This is a genomic window from Actinomycetospora termitidis (genome assembly GCF_030286555.1).
Taxonomy (GTDB): domain Bacteria; phylum Actinomycetota; class Actinomycetes; order Mycobacteriales; family Pseudonocardiaceae; genus Actinomycetospora; species Actinomycetospora termitidis.
Genome location: NZ_JASVWF010000003.1, coordinates 401308 through 417465 on the forward strand (window position 1 = coordinate 401308; position 16158 = coordinate 417465).

Annotated in this window: 20 protein-coding genes; 4 read left to right on the forward strand and 16 right to left on the reverse strand. The window is 75.1% G+C overall.

Features of this window, described 5'->3' with window-relative positions; all coding sequences use genetic code 11:
• Positions 1–12: 12 nt before the first annotated feature.
• From QRT03_RS15320 to QRT03_RS15330, 3 genes are all read right to left on the reverse strand, one after another.
• The gene (locus QRT03_RS15320) at positions 13–189 is read right to left on the reverse strand and encodes a hypothetical protein (RefSeq protein WP_286053767.1); all 177 of its coding nucleotides are present in this window, start codon (positions 187–189) and stop codon (positions 13–15) included.
• 33 nt (positions 190–222) lie between these two features.
• Positions 223–1767 (reverse strand): glycosyltransferase family 2 protein, encoded by a 1545-nt coding sequence (locus tag QRT03_RS15325; RefSeq protein ID WP_286053768.1) that lies wholly within the window; start codon positions 1765–1767, stop codon positions 223–225.
• Positions 1768–1951: 184 nt separating this feature from the next.
• Positions 1952–2833 carry a dioxygenase family protein gene (locus tag QRT03_RS15330; protein WP_286053769.1) on the reverse strand — a complete coding sequence of 294 codons (882 nt, stop codon included), beginning with the start codon at positions 2831–2833 and terminating at the stop codon, positions 1952–1954.
• Between the two features lie 81 nt (positions 2834–2914).
• Here QRT03_RS15330 and QRT03_RS15335 point away from each other — a divergent pair, with 81 nt between their 5' ends.
• A complete protein-coding gene (locus QRT03_RS15335; protein ID WP_345783254.1) occupies positions 2915–3403 on the forward strand; it encodes a MarR family winged helix-turn-helix transcriptional regulator in 489 nt (162 codons plus the stop codon).
• A gap of 7 nt (positions 3404–3410) precedes the next feature.
• Here QRT03_RS15335 and tatB read toward each other — a convergent pair whose 3' ends face one another.
• From tatB to sigE, 4 genes are all read right to left on the reverse strand, one after another.
• Positions 3411–3869, reverse strand: coding sequence for a Sec-independent protein translocase protein TatB (tatB, locus tag QRT03_RS15340; RefSeq protein WP_286053771.1), 459 nt, complete (start codon positions 3867–3869; stop codon positions 3411–3413).
• Positions 3870–3884: 15 nt separating this feature from the next.
• Positions 3885–5456 carry a trypsin-like peptidase domain-containing protein gene (locus QRT03_RS15345; RefSeq protein ID WP_286053772.1) on the reverse strand — a complete coding sequence of 524 codons (1572 nt, stop codon included), beginning with the start codon at positions 5454–5456 and terminating at the stop codon, positions 3885–3887.
• A 145-nt stretch (positions 5457–5601) separates the two neighbouring features.
• Complete coding sequence (locus QRT03_RS15350; protein ID WP_286053773.1) at positions 5602–6273, reverse strand: zf-HC2 domain-containing protein; 672 nt, start codon at positions 6271–6273, stop codon at positions 5602–5604.
• Entirely contained in the window at positions 6270–6863 is a 594-nt protein-coding gene (gene sigE, locus QRT03_RS15355) for an RNA polymerase sigma factor SigE (protein ID WP_286053774.1), read from the reverse strand. Before sigE ends, QRT03_RS15350 begins: the two co-directional genes overlap by 4 nt.
• 147 nt (positions 6864–7010) lie before the next feature.
• Here sigE and QRT03_RS32075 point away from each other — a divergent pair, with 147 nt between their 5' ends.
• A complete protein-coding gene (locus QRT03_RS32075) occupies positions 7011–8090 on the forward strand; it encodes an O-methyltransferase (protein WP_345783255.1) in 1080 nt (359 codons plus the stop codon).
• Between the two features lie 67 nt (positions 8091–8157).
• Here the strand turns inward: QRT03_RS32075 and QRT03_RS15365 are convergent, their stop codons facing one another.
• From QRT03_RS15365 to QRT03_RS15395, 7 genes are all read right to left on the reverse strand, one after another.
• Positions 8158–9654 carry a leucyl aminopeptidase family protein gene (locus QRT03_RS15365; protein ID WP_286053775.1) on the reverse strand — a complete coding sequence of 499 codons (1497 nt, stop codon included), beginning with the start codon at positions 9652–9654 and terminating at the stop codon, positions 8158–8160.
• Between the two features lie 4 nt (positions 9655–9658).
• On the reverse strand, positions 9659–9826 hold the full coding sequence (locus QRT03_RS15370; RefSeq protein ID WP_018335229.1) for a DUF3117 domain-containing protein: 168 nt from the start codon (positions 9824–9826) through the stop codon (positions 9659–9661).
• A gap of 128 nt (positions 9827–9954) precedes the next feature.
• Entirely contained in the window at positions 9955–10551 is a 597-nt protein-coding gene (locus tag QRT03_RS15375; RefSeq protein WP_286053776.1) for a DNA-3-methyladenine glycosylase I, read from the reverse strand.
• Complete coding sequence (locus tag QRT03_RS15380; protein ID WP_286053777.1) at positions 10548–10997, reverse strand: SRPBCC family protein; 450 nt, start codon at positions 10995–10997, stop codon at positions 10548–10550. Before QRT03_RS15380 ends, QRT03_RS15375 begins: the two co-directional genes overlap by 4 nt.
• A complete protein-coding gene (locus QRT03_RS15385; protein ID WP_286053778.1) occupies positions 10984–11403 on the reverse strand; it encodes a DivIVA domain-containing protein in 420 nt (139 codons plus the stop codon). Before QRT03_RS15385 ends, QRT03_RS15380 begins: the two co-directional genes overlap by 14 nt.
• A 66-nt stretch (positions 11404–11469) precedes the next feature.
• Positions 11470–12009 carry an LOG family protein gene (locus tag QRT03_RS15390; protein ID WP_286053779.1) on the reverse strand — a complete coding sequence of 180 codons (540 nt, stop codon included), beginning with the start codon at positions 12007–12009 and terminating at the stop codon, positions 11470–11472.
• Between the two features lie 35 nt (positions 12010–12044).
• The gene (locus tag QRT03_RS15395) at positions 12045–12818 is read right to left on the reverse strand and encodes an LOG family protein (RefSeq protein ID WP_286053780.1); all 774 of its coding nucleotides are present in this window, start codon (positions 12816–12818) and stop codon (positions 12045–12047) included.
• A 139-nt stretch (positions 12819–12957) separates the two neighbouring features.
• Here QRT03_RS15395 and wrbA point away from each other — a divergent pair, with 139 nt between their 5' ends.
• Positions 12958–13584 (forward strand): NAD(P)H:quinone oxidoreductase, encoded by a 627-nt coding sequence (gene wrbA / locus QRT03_RS15400; RefSeq protein ID WP_286053781.1) that lies wholly within the window; start codon positions 12958–12960, stop codon positions 13582–13584.
• Between the two features lie 72 nt (positions 13585–13656).
• On the opposite strand, the gene dapE is transcribed toward wrbA, so the two are convergent.
• Positions 13657–14712 (reverse strand): succinyl-diaminopimelate desuccinylase, encoded by a 1056-nt coding sequence (gene dapE / locus QRT03_RS15405; RefSeq protein ID WP_286053782.1) that lies wholly within the window; start codon positions 14710–14712, stop codon positions 13657–13659.
• Between the two features lie 40 nt (positions 14713–14752).
• On the opposite strand from dapE, the gene dapD reads away from it, so the two are divergent.
• Positions 14753–15721, forward strand: coding sequence for a 2,3,4,5-tetrahydropyridine-2,6-dicarboxylate N-succinyltransferase (gene dapD, locus QRT03_RS15410; protein WP_286053784.1), 969 nt, complete (start codon positions 14753–14755; stop codon positions 15719–15721).
• 45 nt (positions 15722–15766) lie between these two features.
• Here dapD and QRT03_RS15415 read toward each other — a convergent pair whose 3' ends face one another.
• Positions 15767–16138, reverse strand: coding sequence for a hypothetical protein (locus QRT03_RS15415; protein WP_286053785.1), 372 nt, complete (start codon positions 16136–16138; stop codon positions 15767–15769).
• Between the last annotated feature and the right edge of the window lie 20 nt (positions 16139–16158).

Consider the following 16158-nt stretch of genomic DNA (forward strand, 5'->3'; position numbering starts at 1 on the left):
GAGCCCGCTCCCTCAGCGGAAGTGCCGGGCGCCGCGCCGGGCGATGCGCACCAGCAGCATGAGCGTGAAGGCCACGGTGACCCCGGTGAGGATCATCGCGATCGCGCTGACGCCCTGGGTGGCCGCCAGGGCCATCCCGGTGGCGCCACCGGTGACACCGCTGGTCAGGTACAGGGACTCGCCGTACATCGTTCGTCGCCTCTCGGTGGGGAGCGAGGGGTACTACCAGGCCTGTCGCCTGGCGAGGAGGCAGCGCCACGCGGCCACGACCGCGCAGAACTCGAGGAAGAAGCCGTACAGGTCCTCGACGACCAGCACGACCACGATCGCGACGTCCTTCGCGGAGCGCCCGGGGAGGCGCCACATGGACGTCACCCGTTCCAGCCACATGACGCCGAGCGGGATCAGCCCGATCAGCGCGTACCGGAACGGGACGGCATGCGTGACCATCAGGACCACCATCGTGACGAACAGGATCCGGAAGAACACGCTGAGCACGAACAGCCCGTACGCCACGATGTCGCGGCGGGTGGCGGGGATCCACCCGCGCTTGAGGCACTCGTCCATGCCGCCGCGGCCCCAGCGCAGCCGCTGGACCCACAGCTCACGGAACGACGTCGGCGGGTGGGTGAGCACGTGGGCGTCGCGCGCCGCCCCGACCGTCCAGCCGGCGGTCTTGAGGTCGAGCGTGAGCGCGTAGTCCTCGATGAGGGACGTGCCGTCCCAGGGACCGGACGCGCGGTGCGCGGCGACCTCGTCCAGGGCCTGGCGCCGGTACATCGCGGCAGCACCGCTGGCGACGCTGACCCGCCAGCTCCGGAGCTCCCGCAGGTCGTCGTAGCGGCTGTACTCGAGGCGCTGCAGCCGCCACGCCAGCCCCTTCCCGGGGGCGGCCCAGTAGCGGGCGCAGACCCCGCCGAGGGAGGCGTTGCCACGCATCTCCTCCGCCATCGCCGCGGCGCACCCGGGCGTCAGGACGGTGTCGGCGTCCATCGTCAGCACGAGGTCCGCGTCCCGGGCCGCTCGGCGCCAGCCCTCGTTCAGCGCGCCGGCCTTCTTCTCGGTGTTGCCCTCGGTCTCGATGACGGTCACCGGGTAGCCCCGGGCGATCTCGACGGTGCGGTCGGTGCAGTTGTCCGCGACGACGACGATCCCGGCGATCTCGAGCCAGTCCGGGCACTCCTGGGCGAGCAGGCCCTCGACGGTGTCGGCGATGCCCGCCTCCTCGTCGTGGGCGGGCACGAGCACCACGAGGCTGGTGACCGTCGTGCCGACCCGCGTCCCTTCCCGACGACGAGCGCGGGGCTGAGCGGGCGAGGGGGTGGGCGCGGGGGTCGGCGCGCACGCGGGCCGGGCCGCGGGGACGGGCGCGGCGGCGCGGTGGGCCGAGGTGTGACGGTCCGGCGGGTGCGTCGGCGCGGCCGGGGCCGGGGCGGTCGTCCGCGCGGCCGGGGTCGGGGCCGGGGCGGCCGGGGGCGGGGCCGGGGCGGCCGGGGGCGGGGACGCGCGGTGTGCGCCCCGACGGGGAGAGGGCGCGGTCGGGGCCACCGGCAGCGGCCCCGACCCGGCGCGGGCGCCGGGAATCCGGGCCGCGAGGTCGGACGCGCGCATCCGCGTGGTCGGCGCCTGCTCGTCCTCGAGCTGCGCGGCCAGGAGCTGCGCGACCGTGACCCGTGGGGTGTGGCGCGGACGGGCGCGCGGGACTCCCCCGGTCGGAGCATCGAGCAGCGCCGACGCGTGGCGCCGCCGTTCCTCGACCTGACTCATGGTGTCTCCCCGACCGACTCGTCACTCCGTCGACGTCGCCCGATCGATGTCGACATCGGGCATACCGTCACGGACTGTCCGAGTGTTACACCGCAATCACGGTTTGGCCACGGAAGTACCGATCATCACGTCCGGTCGGAACGTCCGGTTGGCCCGAGCCGCGCAGACCCGTCGGCCGGTCGGGTCAGGCGAGGGAGAACGACCGGCGGGAGAGGCCCCACATCATCCCGTCGATCTCGGTGTGCACGGGCGCCTCCGGGTCGGTCGCCGCGCCGAGCGTGACGAACAGCGGCACGTAGTGCTCCGCGGTCGGGTGCGCGTAGGGCATGCCCGGCGCGGAGCGGAAGCGGCGCAGCTCCTCGACGTCGCCGCGACCCAGCGCGTCGGCGACCCACGCGTCGAAGTCGTCGGTCCAGCCCGGCACCGCGTCGCCCCGGAGCATCTCGCGGGTGAGGAAGGGCAGGCCGTGCGTCATGAAGCCGGAGCCGACGACGAGCACGCCCTCCTCGCGCAGCTCGCGCAGGCGGGCGCCGATGCGCATCAGCCGCTCCGGGTCCTCGTCGGGCATCGACACCTGCAGCACCGGGACGTCCGCGTTCGGGTACATCACCGAGAGCGGCACCCACGCGCCGTGGTCGAGCCCGCGGGCGGAGCGGTGCACCTGCTCGGAGGACCCGTCACCGAGCAGGCCCACGACCCGGTCGGCCAGCGCGGTCGCGTCCGGCGTCGCGTAGGTCATCGTGTAGTAGCGCGGGGCGAAGCCGCCGAAGTCGTAGACCAGCGGCGCACCCTCGACCGGCGAGGAGACGGTCAGCGGGGCGGACTCCCAGTGCGCCGAGACGATCACGATCGCGCGCGGCTGGGGCATGCGGTGCGCCCAGCCGAACAGGTCCCGCATCCACCCGCCGTCGTCGTAGAGGGGCGGAGCGCCGTGCGAGAGGTAGATCGCGGGCATCGGGCCGTCCGCCGGGGTCCACGGCCGGCGCCCGCTCGCGGTGTCGCGGGCGGGGCCGATGAAGGCGTCGAACGCCGCGCCGGGGGCGGCCTGGTCGAACGGGGAGCTCATGGGAGGTTCTCCTGGTGCGTGACGGTTCAACCGTGCACGCTACGCCTGCACGGTTGAAGCATCAAGTGTAGGGTGGACCGCATGGCCGCCTGGTTGACAGCAGAGGAACAGCGGGCGTGGCGCCGCACGGCAGCGGTGTTCACCCTGCTCCCCGCCGCGCTCGACGCGCAGCTGCAGCGCGACGCCGGCCTCACCCAGTTCTCGTACCTGGTGCTCGCCATGCTCTCCGAGGAGCCCGGGCGGACGATGCCGATGAGCGAGCTGGCCTCCATGGTGAGCTCCTCGCTGTCCCGGCTCTCGCACGTGGTGTCGCGGCTGGAGAAGCAGGGCTGGGTGTCCCGGGAACCGTGCGAGGGCAACGGCCGCGTGACGATGGCCCGGCTGACCGACGCGGGCTGGGAGAAGGTCGTCGCGACGGCCCCCGGGCACGCCGAGGAGGTCCGCCGGCTCGTGATCGACGCGGTGGGGCCGGAGCGCATCGCCGACCTGGACGCCATCACGGGCGCCATCCTCCGCCGGGTCGACCCCGGCGGGAAGATGCGCGCGAACCCCATGAGCCAGGGCTGCTGACCGCGGCTCAGGTGGCGTCCGGGTCGAAGGGGGCCGCCTCGCCGGGCTGCAACGGCGTGGCCCGGTCCGACCGGTCCTTGAGCGCGCCGCCCGCGCCCGCCGCGGGCAGGCCGTGGGAGGTGCCGTTCGTGGCCGCCGGGGTCCCGGTCGTCAGCTCGCCGGTCGCGGGGGTGCCGGCGCCGGTCCAGGTGCCGTCCTGCACCGGGTCGAGCAGGGAGCGACGGACCGCCTGACGCGGATCCATGCTGCGGATCCGGCGCAGGTCCTCGATCGGCTGGCGGAACTCGTCGAACTCCGGGCCGATCTCGTAGCGCAGCTGGTCCCGCGCGCCCGCGGCGTACTCGCGGACGGTGCGCATGGTGTCCGCGACCCAGCGGATCGCGCCGGGCAGCCGCTCCGGGCCCAGCACGAACAGCCCGATCAGCGCGAGGACGAGGATCTCGCCCCACCCGACGCTCTCGAACACCCGGCCCTCCCGGTCCTACACCTGCGCCTGCAGCGACAGCGGTCGCCCGCCGCGGACCACCCCGAGCGTGACCGTGTCACCGGGTCGGTGCTCCCGGATCGCGACCACGAGCTCGTCGGCGGAGGCGATCGGGCGATCGTCGACCCGGACGACGACGTCGCCCTCCAGGACGCCCGCGCGGGACGCGGGTCCACCCTGGACCACGTTGAGCACCTGCGCACCGTCCGAGGTGCCGTCCGTGACGGACTTCGCGTTCACGCCGAGGTCGGTGTGGGCGAAGCCGCCGGTGCGGATGAGCGACTCCGCGATGGTCCGCACGTCGTCGATCGGGATCGCGAACCCGAGGCCGATCGATCCGCCCTGCCCCGACGAGTCCCCGCCGCCGAGGGTGCGGATCGCGGTGTTGATCCCGACGACCGCGCCGGTCGAGTCGACCAGCGCACCGCCGGAGTTGCCCGGGTTGATCGCGGCGTCGGTCTGGATCGCGTCGATCACCGGGTTGGCGTTCGCGGTCTCGGCGTCCAGACGCACCGGACGGCGCAGCGAACTGACGATGCCGGTGGTCACCGTGCCCGCGAGCCCCAGCGGCGACCCGATCGCGATGACGCCGTCGCCCACCTGCAGGTCCGCGGACCGGCCGAGCTGGGCCACCACCGGGTCGGCGACGTCGACCTTGATCACGGCGATGTCGGTCTGCGGGTCCCGGCCCACGATCCGGGCCGGTGCCCGCGCCCCGGAGGCGAACACGGCCTCGAGGGTGGCGCGCGGATCGGTCGCGGCCAGCGACACCACGTGGTTGTTGGTGACGATGTCGCCCCGGGGATCGATGACGACGCCCGAGCCGGTGCCGCCGGTGGTCCCCGAGCGGACCTCGATCGACACGACGGCGGGCACCACGCGCCCGGCGACGTCGGAGACCGACCCCGCGGGGCGCTCCTTGCCCGGGTCGACCTGCGCGAGGGAGGCGCCGGGATCGACGAGCGCGTCGGAGCTCTGCGCGGTGAGGTGCCCGACGATGCCGCCGACCGCGCCGACGAGCAGCGCCAGCACCGTCAGCAGGACCAGGGCGCTCGGCGCGACCCGGCGCCCGAAGAGCAGTTCCCGGGCCGAGAGCTTCGGCCCGGTGGCCCGGCGGTCGGCCGCGGGGCCGTCCTCGCGCACCGCGGGCGCGCCGAGCTCGACGGCGGCCGCGGGATCGCGCCAGGGGTCACGCTCGGCGGACGCGCCGTCCCAGAAGTCGTCCGGACCCGCGGGGTCGCGGCCCTCGCCGCCCCCCGGGCGCTGCAGCGTCTCGGCCGAGCCGGTGGGCCGGCCGAACGCGCCGGCGAGCGCGACCGACGGCTCCCGGGACGACGTCGACGACAGGGCCGACGGCGCGGGTCGCTCGGCGAAGGAGCCGTCGGCCCCGGTCGGGCGGGCGAACTCGGTGCCGTTCGTGCGGCCGTTGGTGTGGTGACCGTTGGTGTGGTGGCCGTTCGACGCCGTCGGCCCGGAGCCGCGCTCCGGCTGCTCGCCGGACTCGTCGGTGGTCTCCCGGGGCGCGTCGGGGCGCTCCGTCGTCGCGGGTCGCGACCAGGGGCTGCTCATGGGTGCGCTCTCGTCAACGACGCTGCCGCCGCCGGAGGCGTGATCGGGCGAGCGCGGTGGGTGGTCATCGTCGCCCCACGGTAGAGCGCGGACGTCTCCCGGGGCGACACCACCCGATCCTGCGGCCCGGACCGTGAAGGACCGGTCAGGACGACGGGCGCGCCCGGGTGGCGTCCGGGGGCGGCGTGGCGGACGTCGTGGCGGTCGACGTGCCGGAGCCCGTCCGCCGGTCGACGGCGTCCTGGGCGACCGCTCCGGCGACCGGGTTCCCGCGGTCGCCCGCGACCGGGACCGCGGCGGTGAGTGACGCGGCGGCCCCGGGGGCGCGCTCGGGCGCCACCGCGGTGGGCACCGCCCCGGCGGCGAGCACGGGGCCCGCGACGACGGCCGCGCCCGCGACGAGACCCGAGGCCACGACGGCGGGGACGACCCGTCGTCGGGACCGGGGGCCGCCCGCGCGGCGGCCACGGCCGCGTCGGGCCGGCGGGGCCTCGGCGGGCACGACGAAGCGGCCCTGCGCGTCCACGGCGAGGCCGGCCGGGGCCTCCGGGAGCTCGGCGCTGTCCGGGATCGAGCGCAGCGAGTTCATCAGCGACGACGGGGCGCAGGGCGTGTCGGCCGCCCGGAGCCGGCGGCGGGCCTGGCGCTGCGCGGCCGCCTCCACGGCACAGGCCGGGCAGTGGTCGACGTGGGCGGCGGCCCGACCGGCGGCGGCCTCGCCCAGCTCACCGTCGACGAAGGCGACCATCGCGTCGAGCGAGAGGTGCCCGGCGTCGGACCAGCGGGACCAGGGGGTGCCCCCGGACCGGCCGATCACGACCGGGCTCCCGTCCGCTCCGCGTCCCCACGACGACGCTCCAGCGCACTGCGGAGGGCCTGACGGCCCCGGTGGATTCGGCTGCGCACGGTACCCAGTTTGACATCCAGCGTGGCCGCGATCTCCTCGTACGAGAGACCCTCGACGTCGCAGAGGACGACGGCGGCGCGGAACTCGGGCGCGAGCTCGTCGAGCGCGCCCTGCAGGTCGGGGTCGAGGTGGGCCTCGGAGAACACCTGCTCGGGGTCCGGGCCACCGCCGGGGAGCCGGTCGGTGTCCTCGGGCAGACCCTCCATCCGCAACCGGCCCCGGCGGCGCACCATGTCCAGGAACAGGTTCGTGGTGATGCGGTGCAACCAGCCCTCGAAGGTGCCGGGCTTGTACGCGGCGAGCGAGCGGAACACCCGGATGAACGTCTCCTGGGTGAGGTCCTCGGCGTCGTGCGCGTCGCCGGTCAGCCGGTAGGCGAGGCGGTACACACGGTCGGCGTGCTCGCGGACGACGTCGTCCCACGACGGCGGGGTCCAGGCGGCGGCCTCGTCCTCGAACGCCTCGAGGTGGTCGGGCCGCGCGGCGAGCGTCTCGGTCATGGCTCCACTGTGTCGGTCGGTCATGACACCCGGGTGTGGGTCGTCTGAGAAGGGGCTGAGGAAGCAGCCGGATCCGGGGGTGCACCATCCGGACGCGCGCGGCGCGGCGCGGTGATCGACACGGACTCCCGATCTAGCCTGGGCCGCGTGGGTGAGGACGGGGGTCGCGAGGGCACGCGCCGGGCGCGCACGTCGCTGCGGGTCGTCGGCCCCGACCAGGTCCCCTCGACCACTCCGCCTCCTCCCGCCGCACCGTCCACCCCGAGGACGACCCCGCGCCCCGCGGATGACGCGGGCCGTCGGCACGGCCACCGTCCGGGTCGCGCCACGGCCCGGATCCCGGTCTACCCGCGGGTGCCGACCGGCCCGCTGCGGCTGCCGAGCACCACCTTCCCCGGCCGGCGGGGTCCCGACCCCGCTGCCGACGAGCCGACCACCACCCCGCACCCGCTCCCGCGGCTGGTGCCCGCCGACGGGCCCGCACCGCTCGGCCCGTCCGGTCCCGTCGGGCCGTCCGGACCGGACGGGTCGGACGACGTCGAGCCCCCGACGACGACCGTGGTCCCGGGGCCGTCCGACGACGCCGCGGACGACGCCGGGGAGCGCGAGCGGCTGCGGACGCGCGCCGAGCGCTTCAGTCCCGAGGACGAGGTACTGGCCGCCGCGCGGGAGCGCGCCGCCGAGCACGGCATCGTCCCGGTCGGCGTCGGCGCGGCGGCCGCGCTGACCTTCCTCGCCTCGGCCGGGCGGGCCCGCGCCGTCGTCGAGATCGGCAGCGGGGCGGGCGTCGGGACGGTCAGCCTGCTCCGCGGGATGCCGCGCGAGGGTCTGCTCACCAGCATCGACACCGAGGTGTCGCACCAGCGGCTGACCCGCATCACGTGCGCCGAGGCCGGCTTCGGGTCCGGGCGCGTCCGCATGATCACCGGGCGGGCCCTGGAGGTGCTGCCGCGGCTGTCCGACGGCGCGTACGACCTCGTGCTGGTCGACGCCGCCACCGTCGAGTACCCGCTCTACCTCGCCGAGGCGGTCCGGCTGCTGCGCCCGGGCGGCGTGGTGGCGCTGGACAACGTGTGCTGGACCGGGCGGATCACCGACCCCGCGCGCCGGGACGCCGTGTCGGCGGCGCTGCGCGAGACGGTGCGGGCGGTGCGCACCGACGAGCGGCTCGCCCCGCTGCTGCTGCCGGTCTCCGACGGGCTGCTCTGCGCCTCACTGCTCGGCTGATCGGCCCCTCCCGATCCGAACGAACGGCCCTCTCGCGCACGGACGAGGCTGCGAGAGTGCCGGTCGCTCAGGGGGCGGGCGTCCGGGCGGCGACGAACTCGACGAGCGTGCGGGCCGCGAAGCCCGTCGCGCCCTTCGCGACCTCCTCGTGCGGGGAGTCGCAGCGCGCCGGGCCGGCGATGTCGAGGTGGGCCCACGGCACGTCGCCGACGAAGCGGTGCAGGAACAGGGCCGCGACGATGCCGCCCGGCCCGGGCGGGGCCTGCCGGACGTCCGCGAGCCGGGAGTCGACGTCGCCGTCGTGCTCGGCCGCGAGCGGCACCCGCCACCAGGCCTCGCCGGTCGCCGCGCCCGCCGTCGTGAGGTCCACGGCGAGGTCGTCGGTGGTGGCGAACAGCCCGCCGGTGCGCACGCCCAGGGCCACCTTCATCGCGCCGGTCAGGGTCGCGACGTCGACGACGACGGCGGGCGCGAGGGTCTCGACCGCGTAGCCGAGGGCGTCCGCGAGCACCATCCGGCCCTCGGCGTCGGTGTTGGTGACCTCGGTGGTGCGCCCGTCGTAGTGCCGGACGACGTCACCGGGCCGGTAGGCCGAGCCCGACACGTGGTTCTCCGCGAGCGGGACGAGCCCGACGACCCGCACCCCGAGCCCGAGGCGCGCGATCGTCGCCAGCGCCCCGACGACCGCGGCGCCGCCGGAGCAGTCCGTGCGCATGTCGGCCATGCCGGCGTTCGGCTTGATCGAGATGCCGCCGGTGTCGAAGGTGATGCCCTTGCCGACCAGGACGACGGGCGCTCCCGCCGTTCCCGACGGCGGGTCCCACGAGATCTCGAGGAACCGCGGCGGGCGCGACGACCCGCCACCCACGGCCAGGACCCCACCGAAGCCCTGCTCGACGAGCCACGCCTCGTCGCGGACCACGGTGGTCAGCCCGTCGAGCCCGGCGCAGGCGGCCACCGCCTGCTCGGCGAACCAGGCGGGTGACTTGGCGCCCGACGGGGTGTCGGCCAGGTCGCGGGCGACGGCGGTGGCGCGGGCCAGGACCAGGGCGCGCTCGAACGCGGGACGGTCGGCCGCCGGGGCCTCGACGGTCACCTCCGGCGGCGCGGCGGGTGCGGCGGAGCGGACCGAGAACCGGTGCGACCCGAGCAGCAGCCCGGTGGCGAGCGCGGCCCAGTCCGGCTCCGCCGCCTCGTCGGGCGCGACGTGGAGCCGTGCCGGCCCGTCCTCGGCGGCACCGAACAGCGGTCCGGGCTCGGCGCGGCCGGTGGCCACGCGGACCGCGGCGGCGCCCGCGGCCCGCCAGTCCTTCGCCGATCCGGCCCCGACCCCCACGAGCCAGCGACCCGGCCCCGCCGACCCGTCCGGGGACAGCGCGGCGACCGCCCCGGCGGAGGCGATCCACCCGCTCGGGGCGTCGGCCGGCGCCGGGACGTCCTCGCCGGTGCGGCACAGCCGGACCGCGGCGGCTCCGTCGGGCCCGGCACCCGGGTCGACGGCGCGGACCCCGGCGACCGGGGTCGGCAGGGTCGGCGCGGCGAAGGTCTCGGGGGCGGCGCTCATCGCTCTAGGACGAGATCGAGGAGAGGGCCTCCCGCAGATCGCCCGCCTCGTCGGCGGTCATCTCGACGACGAGCCGGCCCCCACCCTCGAGCGGCACGCGCATCACGATGCCGCGCCCCTCCTTGGTGACCTCGAGGGGACCGTCACCGGTCCGGGGCTTCATGGCCGCCATAGTCGTGCTCCCTCCGCATGGTCGTCGTGGCAACGCCCCTCGTCGGAGCGCTGCACACCGCGCGACGATTCTTCCCCATCGGCGCGCACGGCACGACATCGGAGCGATCATCGGCCGCGGTGTGTCGCTCAGCGTGTCGCGCGGAAGCACCCGGCGAGGTGTTCGTCGACCATGCCGGTGGCCTGCATCAACGCGTGCGCGGTGGTCGGGCCGACGAAGCGGAACCCCCGCCGGCGGAGCTCCTTCGCCATCGCGACGGACGCCGGCGTCGTCGCGTTCACGTCGCCGAGCGTGCGCGGCGCGGGGGCCGGCGGGTCGGGCGCGTGGGACCACAACAGGGCGTCCAGCCCCGGGCCCTCCTCCTCGAGCCGCAGCACCGCGCGGGCGTTGGAGACCGCGGCCTCGATCTTCGACCGGTTCCGGACGATGCCCGCGTCGGCCAGCAGGCGCTCGACGTCGTCGTCGCCGAACCCGGCGACGGCGTCCACGTCGAAGCGCGCGAACGCCGCCCGGAACGCCGGCCGCTTGCGCAGGATCACCAGCCACGACAGCCCGGACTGGAACGCCTCCAGGCACAGCCGCTCGTAGAGCGCGTCCCGCCCGTGCAGGACGTGGCCCCACTCGGTGTCGTGGTACTCCCGCAGCAGCGGGTCGTGCGCACCCCACGGGCAGCGGGCGACCCCGTCCTCCCCGACGACGGCGCCGTCGTCGACCGCCGTGGTCACCGCTCGGCCTGGCAGCGGGCGGCGAGCCGGCGCAGCGAGAACACCAGCCCGAGGCGGAACACCGGGGACACCAGCGGCCAGCCGATCGCGCCCAGGAACCCGAGCGGCAGGTCGAGCCGTTCGCCCCACTCGAAACGCGAGCGCCCCGGCCCCAGCTCGATCACGGTGAACGTGCCGGATCCGCGGACCACCGACCCGGTGTGCACCACCGTGGCCCGGTGCGGCGGGTCCCAGCCGACGATGCGCATCGTGTCGGTGACGCCGAGCGGGCCGACGCCGGTGGTGGCCGCGAGCTCGGAGCCGACGCCGACGCCGTCCCCCTGCGTCACCCGGACCGCGGTGCCGAGCATCCACTCGCTCTGGCCCTCCCAGTCGGTGACGGCCTTCCAGACGACGTCGGCCGGGGCGTCGACGTCGACGCCGACGGTGATGTCACGGGTGGCCATGGGCGGTTCCCCTCGTGGTGGCGCCGATGCCGGCGGTCGGGTCGGTGGGCGTGGGGTCCTCGAGGACGGACGTGCCGTTCACCTCGGTCAGCGGGTCCGCCTCCTCGGCGTCGGCGTGGGGCGGCCCCTCGTACACCGCCAGCCGCGAGCGCAGCGTGTCGACCTCGGCGGCCAGCCGGTCCAGCGCCCAGTCCACCTCGCTCATCCGGTATCCGCGGAACGCCTGCTGGAACCGCAGCCCCCGCACGTCGGACCCGAGCAGGTCGCGCGCCGGGAGCCGGGTGGGCGTGGCCCCGGGAGGCATCGGCGCGAGCTCCTCCCCCCGCCCGGCCAGCAGCGCCGTCGCCAGGTAGATGACCGCGGCGACGACCCCGACGACGAGGACGTAGACCAGAGCACTGCCCATGGCCCCATTGTGGACCGGACCCCCGACAGTCTCGCCGCACGCCGCCCCTCGTCGGGCGGGCCGTCGTCAGGCGCAGGCGTCCAGGGCCGCGTCCACGGTCGTCGTCCGGGTCAGCGCCGCGAGCGAGCGCTCGCCGACGAACCCCGTGCCGCGCAGTCCGTCCACCCAGGCCAGCAGCCCGTCGTAGAAGCCGCCGGGGTCGCAGACCACGACCGGCTTGGCGTGCATGTCGAGGTAGCGCGAGGTCCACGCCTCGAACAGTTCCTCCAGCGTGCCCAGGCCGCCGGGCAGCGCGATCCACGCGTCGGAGCGCGCGTCCATCTCGGCCTTGCGCTCGCGCATGCCCGGCACGACGACGAGCTCGCCCGAGTCCTCGTCGGCCACCTCCCGGTGCACGAGGCCCTCGGGGATCACGCCGACCGTGTGGCCGCCGGCGGCCCGGGCCGCGCGCGTGACCTCGCCCATCATCCCCACGCGCCCGCCGCCGGAGACCAGCGTCCAGCCCCGGGCGGCGATCCCGGTGCCGACGGCGCGCGCGAGCGCCAGGTACTCCTCCCCGACCGGGCCGGACGCGCAGAAGACGCAGACGGCCTTCGTCGAGCTCACTTCTCCGGGTCCAGCTCCGCTGCGCTGCGTGTCCCTCACTTCTCCACCAGCTCGTGGAACCGCTGCTCCACGATGGCGACGACCTCCTCGACGTCGTCGACGACGTGGATCAGGTCCACGTCCTTCGGGCTGATGACGCCGTGCTCGAGGGCGCTCGTCTTCAGCCACTCGACCAGGCCGCCCCAGTAGGCCGAGCCGAGCAGGACCACCGGGAACCGCGTGACCTTGCCGGTCTGCACGAGCACGAGCGCCTCGAAGAGCTCGTCGAGCGTGCCGAACCCGCCGGGCAGGCAGACGAAGGCCTGCGCGTACTTCACGAACATCGTCTTGCGGGCGAAGAAGTAGCGGAACCCGACGCCGAGGTCGACCCACGGGTTGAGGCCCTGCTCGAACGGCAGCTCGATGCCCAGACCCACCGACATCCCGCCGGCCTCCGAGCAGCCCCGGTTCGCGGCCTCCATGATCCCCGGACCGCCGCCGGTGATCACCGCGTACCCGGCGCGCGCGAGGGCTGCGCCCAGGGCCATGCCGGTGGCGTAGTCCGGGTGGTCGGGCGCGGTGCGGGCGGACCCGAAGACGGTGACCGCGCGCGGGATCTCGGCGAGCACCGAGAAGCCCTCGACGAACTCCGCCTGGATGCGCTGGACGCGCCACGCGTCGGAGTGCACCCAGTCGGCCGGTCCGCGCGAGTCGAGCAGGCGCTGGTCGGTGGTGGACGACAGGCGCGCCGGGTCCTTGTGCTCGGCGGGCCGCTTGTCGATGGTCGTCGGTCGCGGCGTCGTCAGATCGTCGAAGTGGGACCCGGTCATGCACCCAGCGTAGGGACGCCGGATCGTGGGGTTCGCGTCGGTCGCACGCCGGACATCCGGAATTGCGCGTGTGCGGTCCTCGGCACCGGGTAACTGGTTGAAGCAGCAATCACCCCGTCGTCGGGAAGGACGATCCACGATGGCCACGAAGGTCGCCGTCATCTACTACAGCCAGACCGGCACCATCCACCAGCTGGCGCAGGAGTACGCCGCGGGCGCCGAGAAGGCCGGCGCCGAGGTGCGGCTGCGGACCGTGCACGAGCTCGCGCCGCAGGCCGCGATCGACTCGAACGAGAAGTGGAAGGCCCACCGCGAGCAGACCGCGGACACCCCGGAGGCGACCGCGGACGACGTCCTGTGGGCGGACGCGGTGATCTTCGGGTCGCCGACCCGGTACGGCAACGTCGCCGCGCAGCTCAAGCAGTTCATCGACCAGCTCGGCCCGCAGTGGGCGCAGGGCCTGCTCGCCGACAAGGTCTACTCGGGCTTCACCTCGAGCGCGACCGCGCACGGCGGCCAGGAGTCGACGCTGCTGGCGCTCTACAACACGATCCACCACTTCGGCGGCATCATCGTCTCGCCCGGCTACACCGACCCGGTGATGTTCGCGACCGGCAACCCGTACGGCGTCTCCCACGTCGACGGCCAGGGTTCGATCCCGATCGCGGACGAGACCCGGCAGGCGGCCCGGTTCGCCGGGGAGCGTGTCGCCGGGATCGCCGCCCAGCTGGCCGCGGGCCGCGACGCGGCGCTGGCCGCGAGTTAGGGCACCCGATCCGTACGAACGGGCCGTTCATCACCTTCTTCGGTGACGAACGGCCCGTTCGTCGGTTCCGGACTACGCCAGATAGCGCCGCAACGTCTCCGTGCCGGCCGTGATCCTCCGGACGTCGACGTGCTCGTCGCGGGTGTGCGCGAGGTTCGGGTCGCCCGGGCCGAAGTTCACCGCGGGGATGCCGAGCGCGGAGAAACGCGAGACGTCGGTCCAGCCGTACTTGGCCACCGGTGTCCCACCGGAGGCGGCGACGAACTCCGCCGCGGCCGGCGCGGACAGACCCGGCAGCGCGCCCGGGGCCGCGTCGGTGACCACGAGGTCGAACCCGTCGAGGACCTCCCGCACGTGCGCCTCGGCGTCGGCGAGCGAGCGGTCCGGGGCGAACCGGAAGTTGACGGTCACCTCGCAGAGGTCCGGCACGACGTTGCCTGCGACCCCGCCCCCGATGCGCACGGCCTGCAGGCCCTCGCGGTAGACGCAGCCGTCGATGTCCACACTGCGGGGCTCGTAGACCGCGAGCCGCGACAGCACCGGTGCCGCCGCGTGGATCGCGTTCTCCCCCAGCCACGACCGCGCGCTGTGCGCCCGGCGGCCGGCCAGCGTGACGACCACCCGCATCGTCCCCTGGCACCCGCCCTCGACCAGGCCGGACGTGGGTTCGCCGAGGATCGCGAGGTCGGCGTCCAGCCAGTCCGGCAGCGTCCGTTCGATCCGCCCGAGGCCGTTGCGCGACGCCTCGATCTCCTCACAGTCGTAGAGCACGAGGGTGACGTCGTGGGCGGGCTCGCGCAGGGTCGCCGTCAGGTGGGCCATGACCGCGACGCCGGCCTTCATGTCGCTCGTCCCGCACCCGTAGAGCAGGTCGCCGGCGCGGTGGGACGGCACGTTGTCCGCGATCGGCACCGTGTCGAGGTGCCCGGCGAGCAGCACCCGCCGGTCGCGACCGAGCAGCGTCCGCGCCAGCACCGCGTCTCCGGAGCGGACCACCTCCAGGTGGTCGTGCGCGCGCAGCGCGATCTCGACGGCGTCCGCGAGCGCCTTCTCCTCCCCCGAGACCGACGGCACGTCCACGAGGGCGGCGGTCAGGTCGACGGGGTCGGTGGCCAGATCGATGCGCACGGCCGTCGAGCGTAGAGCCCCACCGATAGGCTGGTCGGCGATGAGCACTCCCACCCGCGCCGTCGGACTCGGCCTCGCGACCGTCGCCCTCGACGGCACCGTCCTCGACACCTGGTACCCGCTGCCGGAGCTGTCCGCCGACACCGACGACATGGCCGCCGAGCCGGGCACCGTCGTCGTCCCCGCCGGGGAGCTCGAGCCCTCGCTGGTCGACGCCCTCGGGACCGACGCCGACCGCGGCGTCGAGGTGGTCGCCGTGCGCACCGTCGCCGACCTCAGCGGCCCGCCCACGTCCGCCTACGACGTCTACCTGCGCCTGCACCTGCTCTCCCACCGCCTGGTCCGCCCGCACGGCGTCGACCTCTCGGGGATGTTCGGCCTGCTCGCGAACGTCGTGTGGACCAACCACGGGCCGTGCCCGGTGCCGGAGTTCGAGCGGGTCCGCGCCCGGTTGCGCGGCCGGGGCCCCGTGACGGTGTACTCGGTGGACAAGTTCCCGCGGATGGTCGACTACGTCGTCCCGACCGGGATCCGCATCGGCGACGCCGACCGGGTCCGCCTGGGCGCGCACCTCGCCGAGGGCACCACGGTGATGCACGAGGGCTTCGTCAACTTCAACGCCGGCACGCTCGGCACGTCGATGATCGAGGGCCGGGTGTCCGGCGGGGTCGTCGTCGGCGACGGCTCGGACGTCGGCGGCGGCGCGTCGATCATGGGCACGCTGTCCGGGGGCGGCAAGGAGGTCGTCTCGATCGGCGAGCGCTGCCTGCTCGGCGCGAACGCCGGCATCGGGATCTCGATCGGTGACGACTGCGTGGTCGAGGCCGGGCTGTACGTCACCGCCGGGACGCGGGTCGTGCTCGACGACGGCAGCGTCGTCAAGGCCGTCGACCTCTCCGGCCGCTCCGGGCTGCTGTTCCGCCGCAACTCCACCACCGGCGCCGTCGAGGCGCTGCCGCGCACCGAGGGCGCGCGGGTCGAGCTGAACTCCGCCCTGCACGCGAACTGAGTCCCGACGGCGGGTCCGCGGTCCGGACCCGCCGTCGGGCCCGCGTCACGCGCAGACCGGCACCGCGGACAGCACGTCCCCGTCCCGGTAGCGCACGAGCGTCCCCTTCCAGACCTGCCCCGGCGCGCAGGGGCCGATGTCCGCCGGGTTCTCGTTGGGCTCCAGGACCGTGACGATCCTGGGGTGCTCCGGCCGTTCACCGAGCGGGATCGACGGGAAGCCCGACACCTCGAACCCGTTGCCCCCGGTCTCCTCGACACTCCATCCGTTCCCGCTCGGGGCGTTGCAGTCCGCGCAGGGCATCGCCAGCGCCGTGCCCGGCACGAGTCCGACTCCCCCGGCCGCGATCACCGTCGCCAGCAGCCCCCGTACGAGTCGCCTGCGCAGCCCGGATGCCCTCGTCGTCGCCTCGTCCACGATCTCCTCCTCACGTCCCG

What these genes read in the sequence shown, in the direction of transcription:
- QRT03_RS15335 (WP_345783254.1), top strand. Translation starts at nt 2,915, where the DNA reads ATGGCCGCCTGGTTGACAGCAGAGGAACAGCGGGCGTGGCGCCGCACG.
- QRT03_RS15395 (WP_286053780.1), bottom strand. Translation starts at nt 12,818, where the DNA reads ATGACCGGGTCCCACTTCGACGATCTGACGACGCCGCGACCGACGACC.
- QRT03_RS15325 (WP_286053768.1), bottom strand. Translation starts at nt 1,767, where the DNA reads ATGAGTCAGGTCGAGGAACGGCGGCGCCACGCGTCGGCGCTGCTCGAT.
- dapD (WP_286053784.1), top strand. Translation starts at nt 14,753, where the DNA reads ATGAGCACTCCCACCCGCGCCGTCGGACTCGGCCTCGCGACCGTCGCC.
- QRT03_RS15385 (WP_286053778.1), bottom strand. Translation starts at nt 11,403, where the DNA reads ATGGGCAGTGCTCTGGTCTACGTCCTCGTCGTCGGGGTCGTCGCCGCG.
- QRT03_RS15370 (WP_018335229.1), bottom strand. Translation starts at nt 9,826, where the DNA reads ATGGCGGCCATGAAGCCCCGGACCGGTGACGGTCCCCTCGAGGTCACC.
- QRT03_RS15380 (WP_286053777.1), bottom strand. Translation starts at nt 10,997, where the DNA reads ATGGCCACCCGTGACATCACCGTCGGCGTCGACGTCGACGCCCCGGCC.
- QRT03_RS15330 (WP_286053769.1), bottom strand. Translation starts at nt 2,833, where the DNA reads ATGAGCTCCCCGTTCGACCAGGCCGCCCCCGGCGCGGCGTTCGACGCC.
- wrbA (WP_286053781.1), top strand. Translation starts at nt 12,958, where the DNA reads ATGGCCACGAAGGTCGCCGTCATCTACTACAGCCAGACCGGCACCATC.
- QRT03_RS15320 (WP_286053767.1), bottom strand. Translation starts at nt 189, where the DNA reads ATGTACGGCGAGTCCCTGTACCTGACCAGCGGTGTCACCGGTGGCGCC.
- QRT03_RS15365 (WP_286053775.1), bottom strand. Translation starts at nt 9,654, where the DNA reads ATGAGCGCCGCCCCCGAGACCTTCGCCGCGCCGACCCTGCCGACCCCG.
- QRT03_RS15345 (WP_286053772.1), bottom strand. Translation starts at nt 5,456, where the DNA reads ATGAGCAGCCCCTGGTCGCGACCCGCGACGACGGAGCGCCCCGACGCG.
- sigE (WP_286053774.1), bottom strand. Translation starts at nt 6,863, where the DNA reads ATGACCGAGACGCTCGCCGCGCGGCCCGACCACCTCGAGGCGTTCGAG.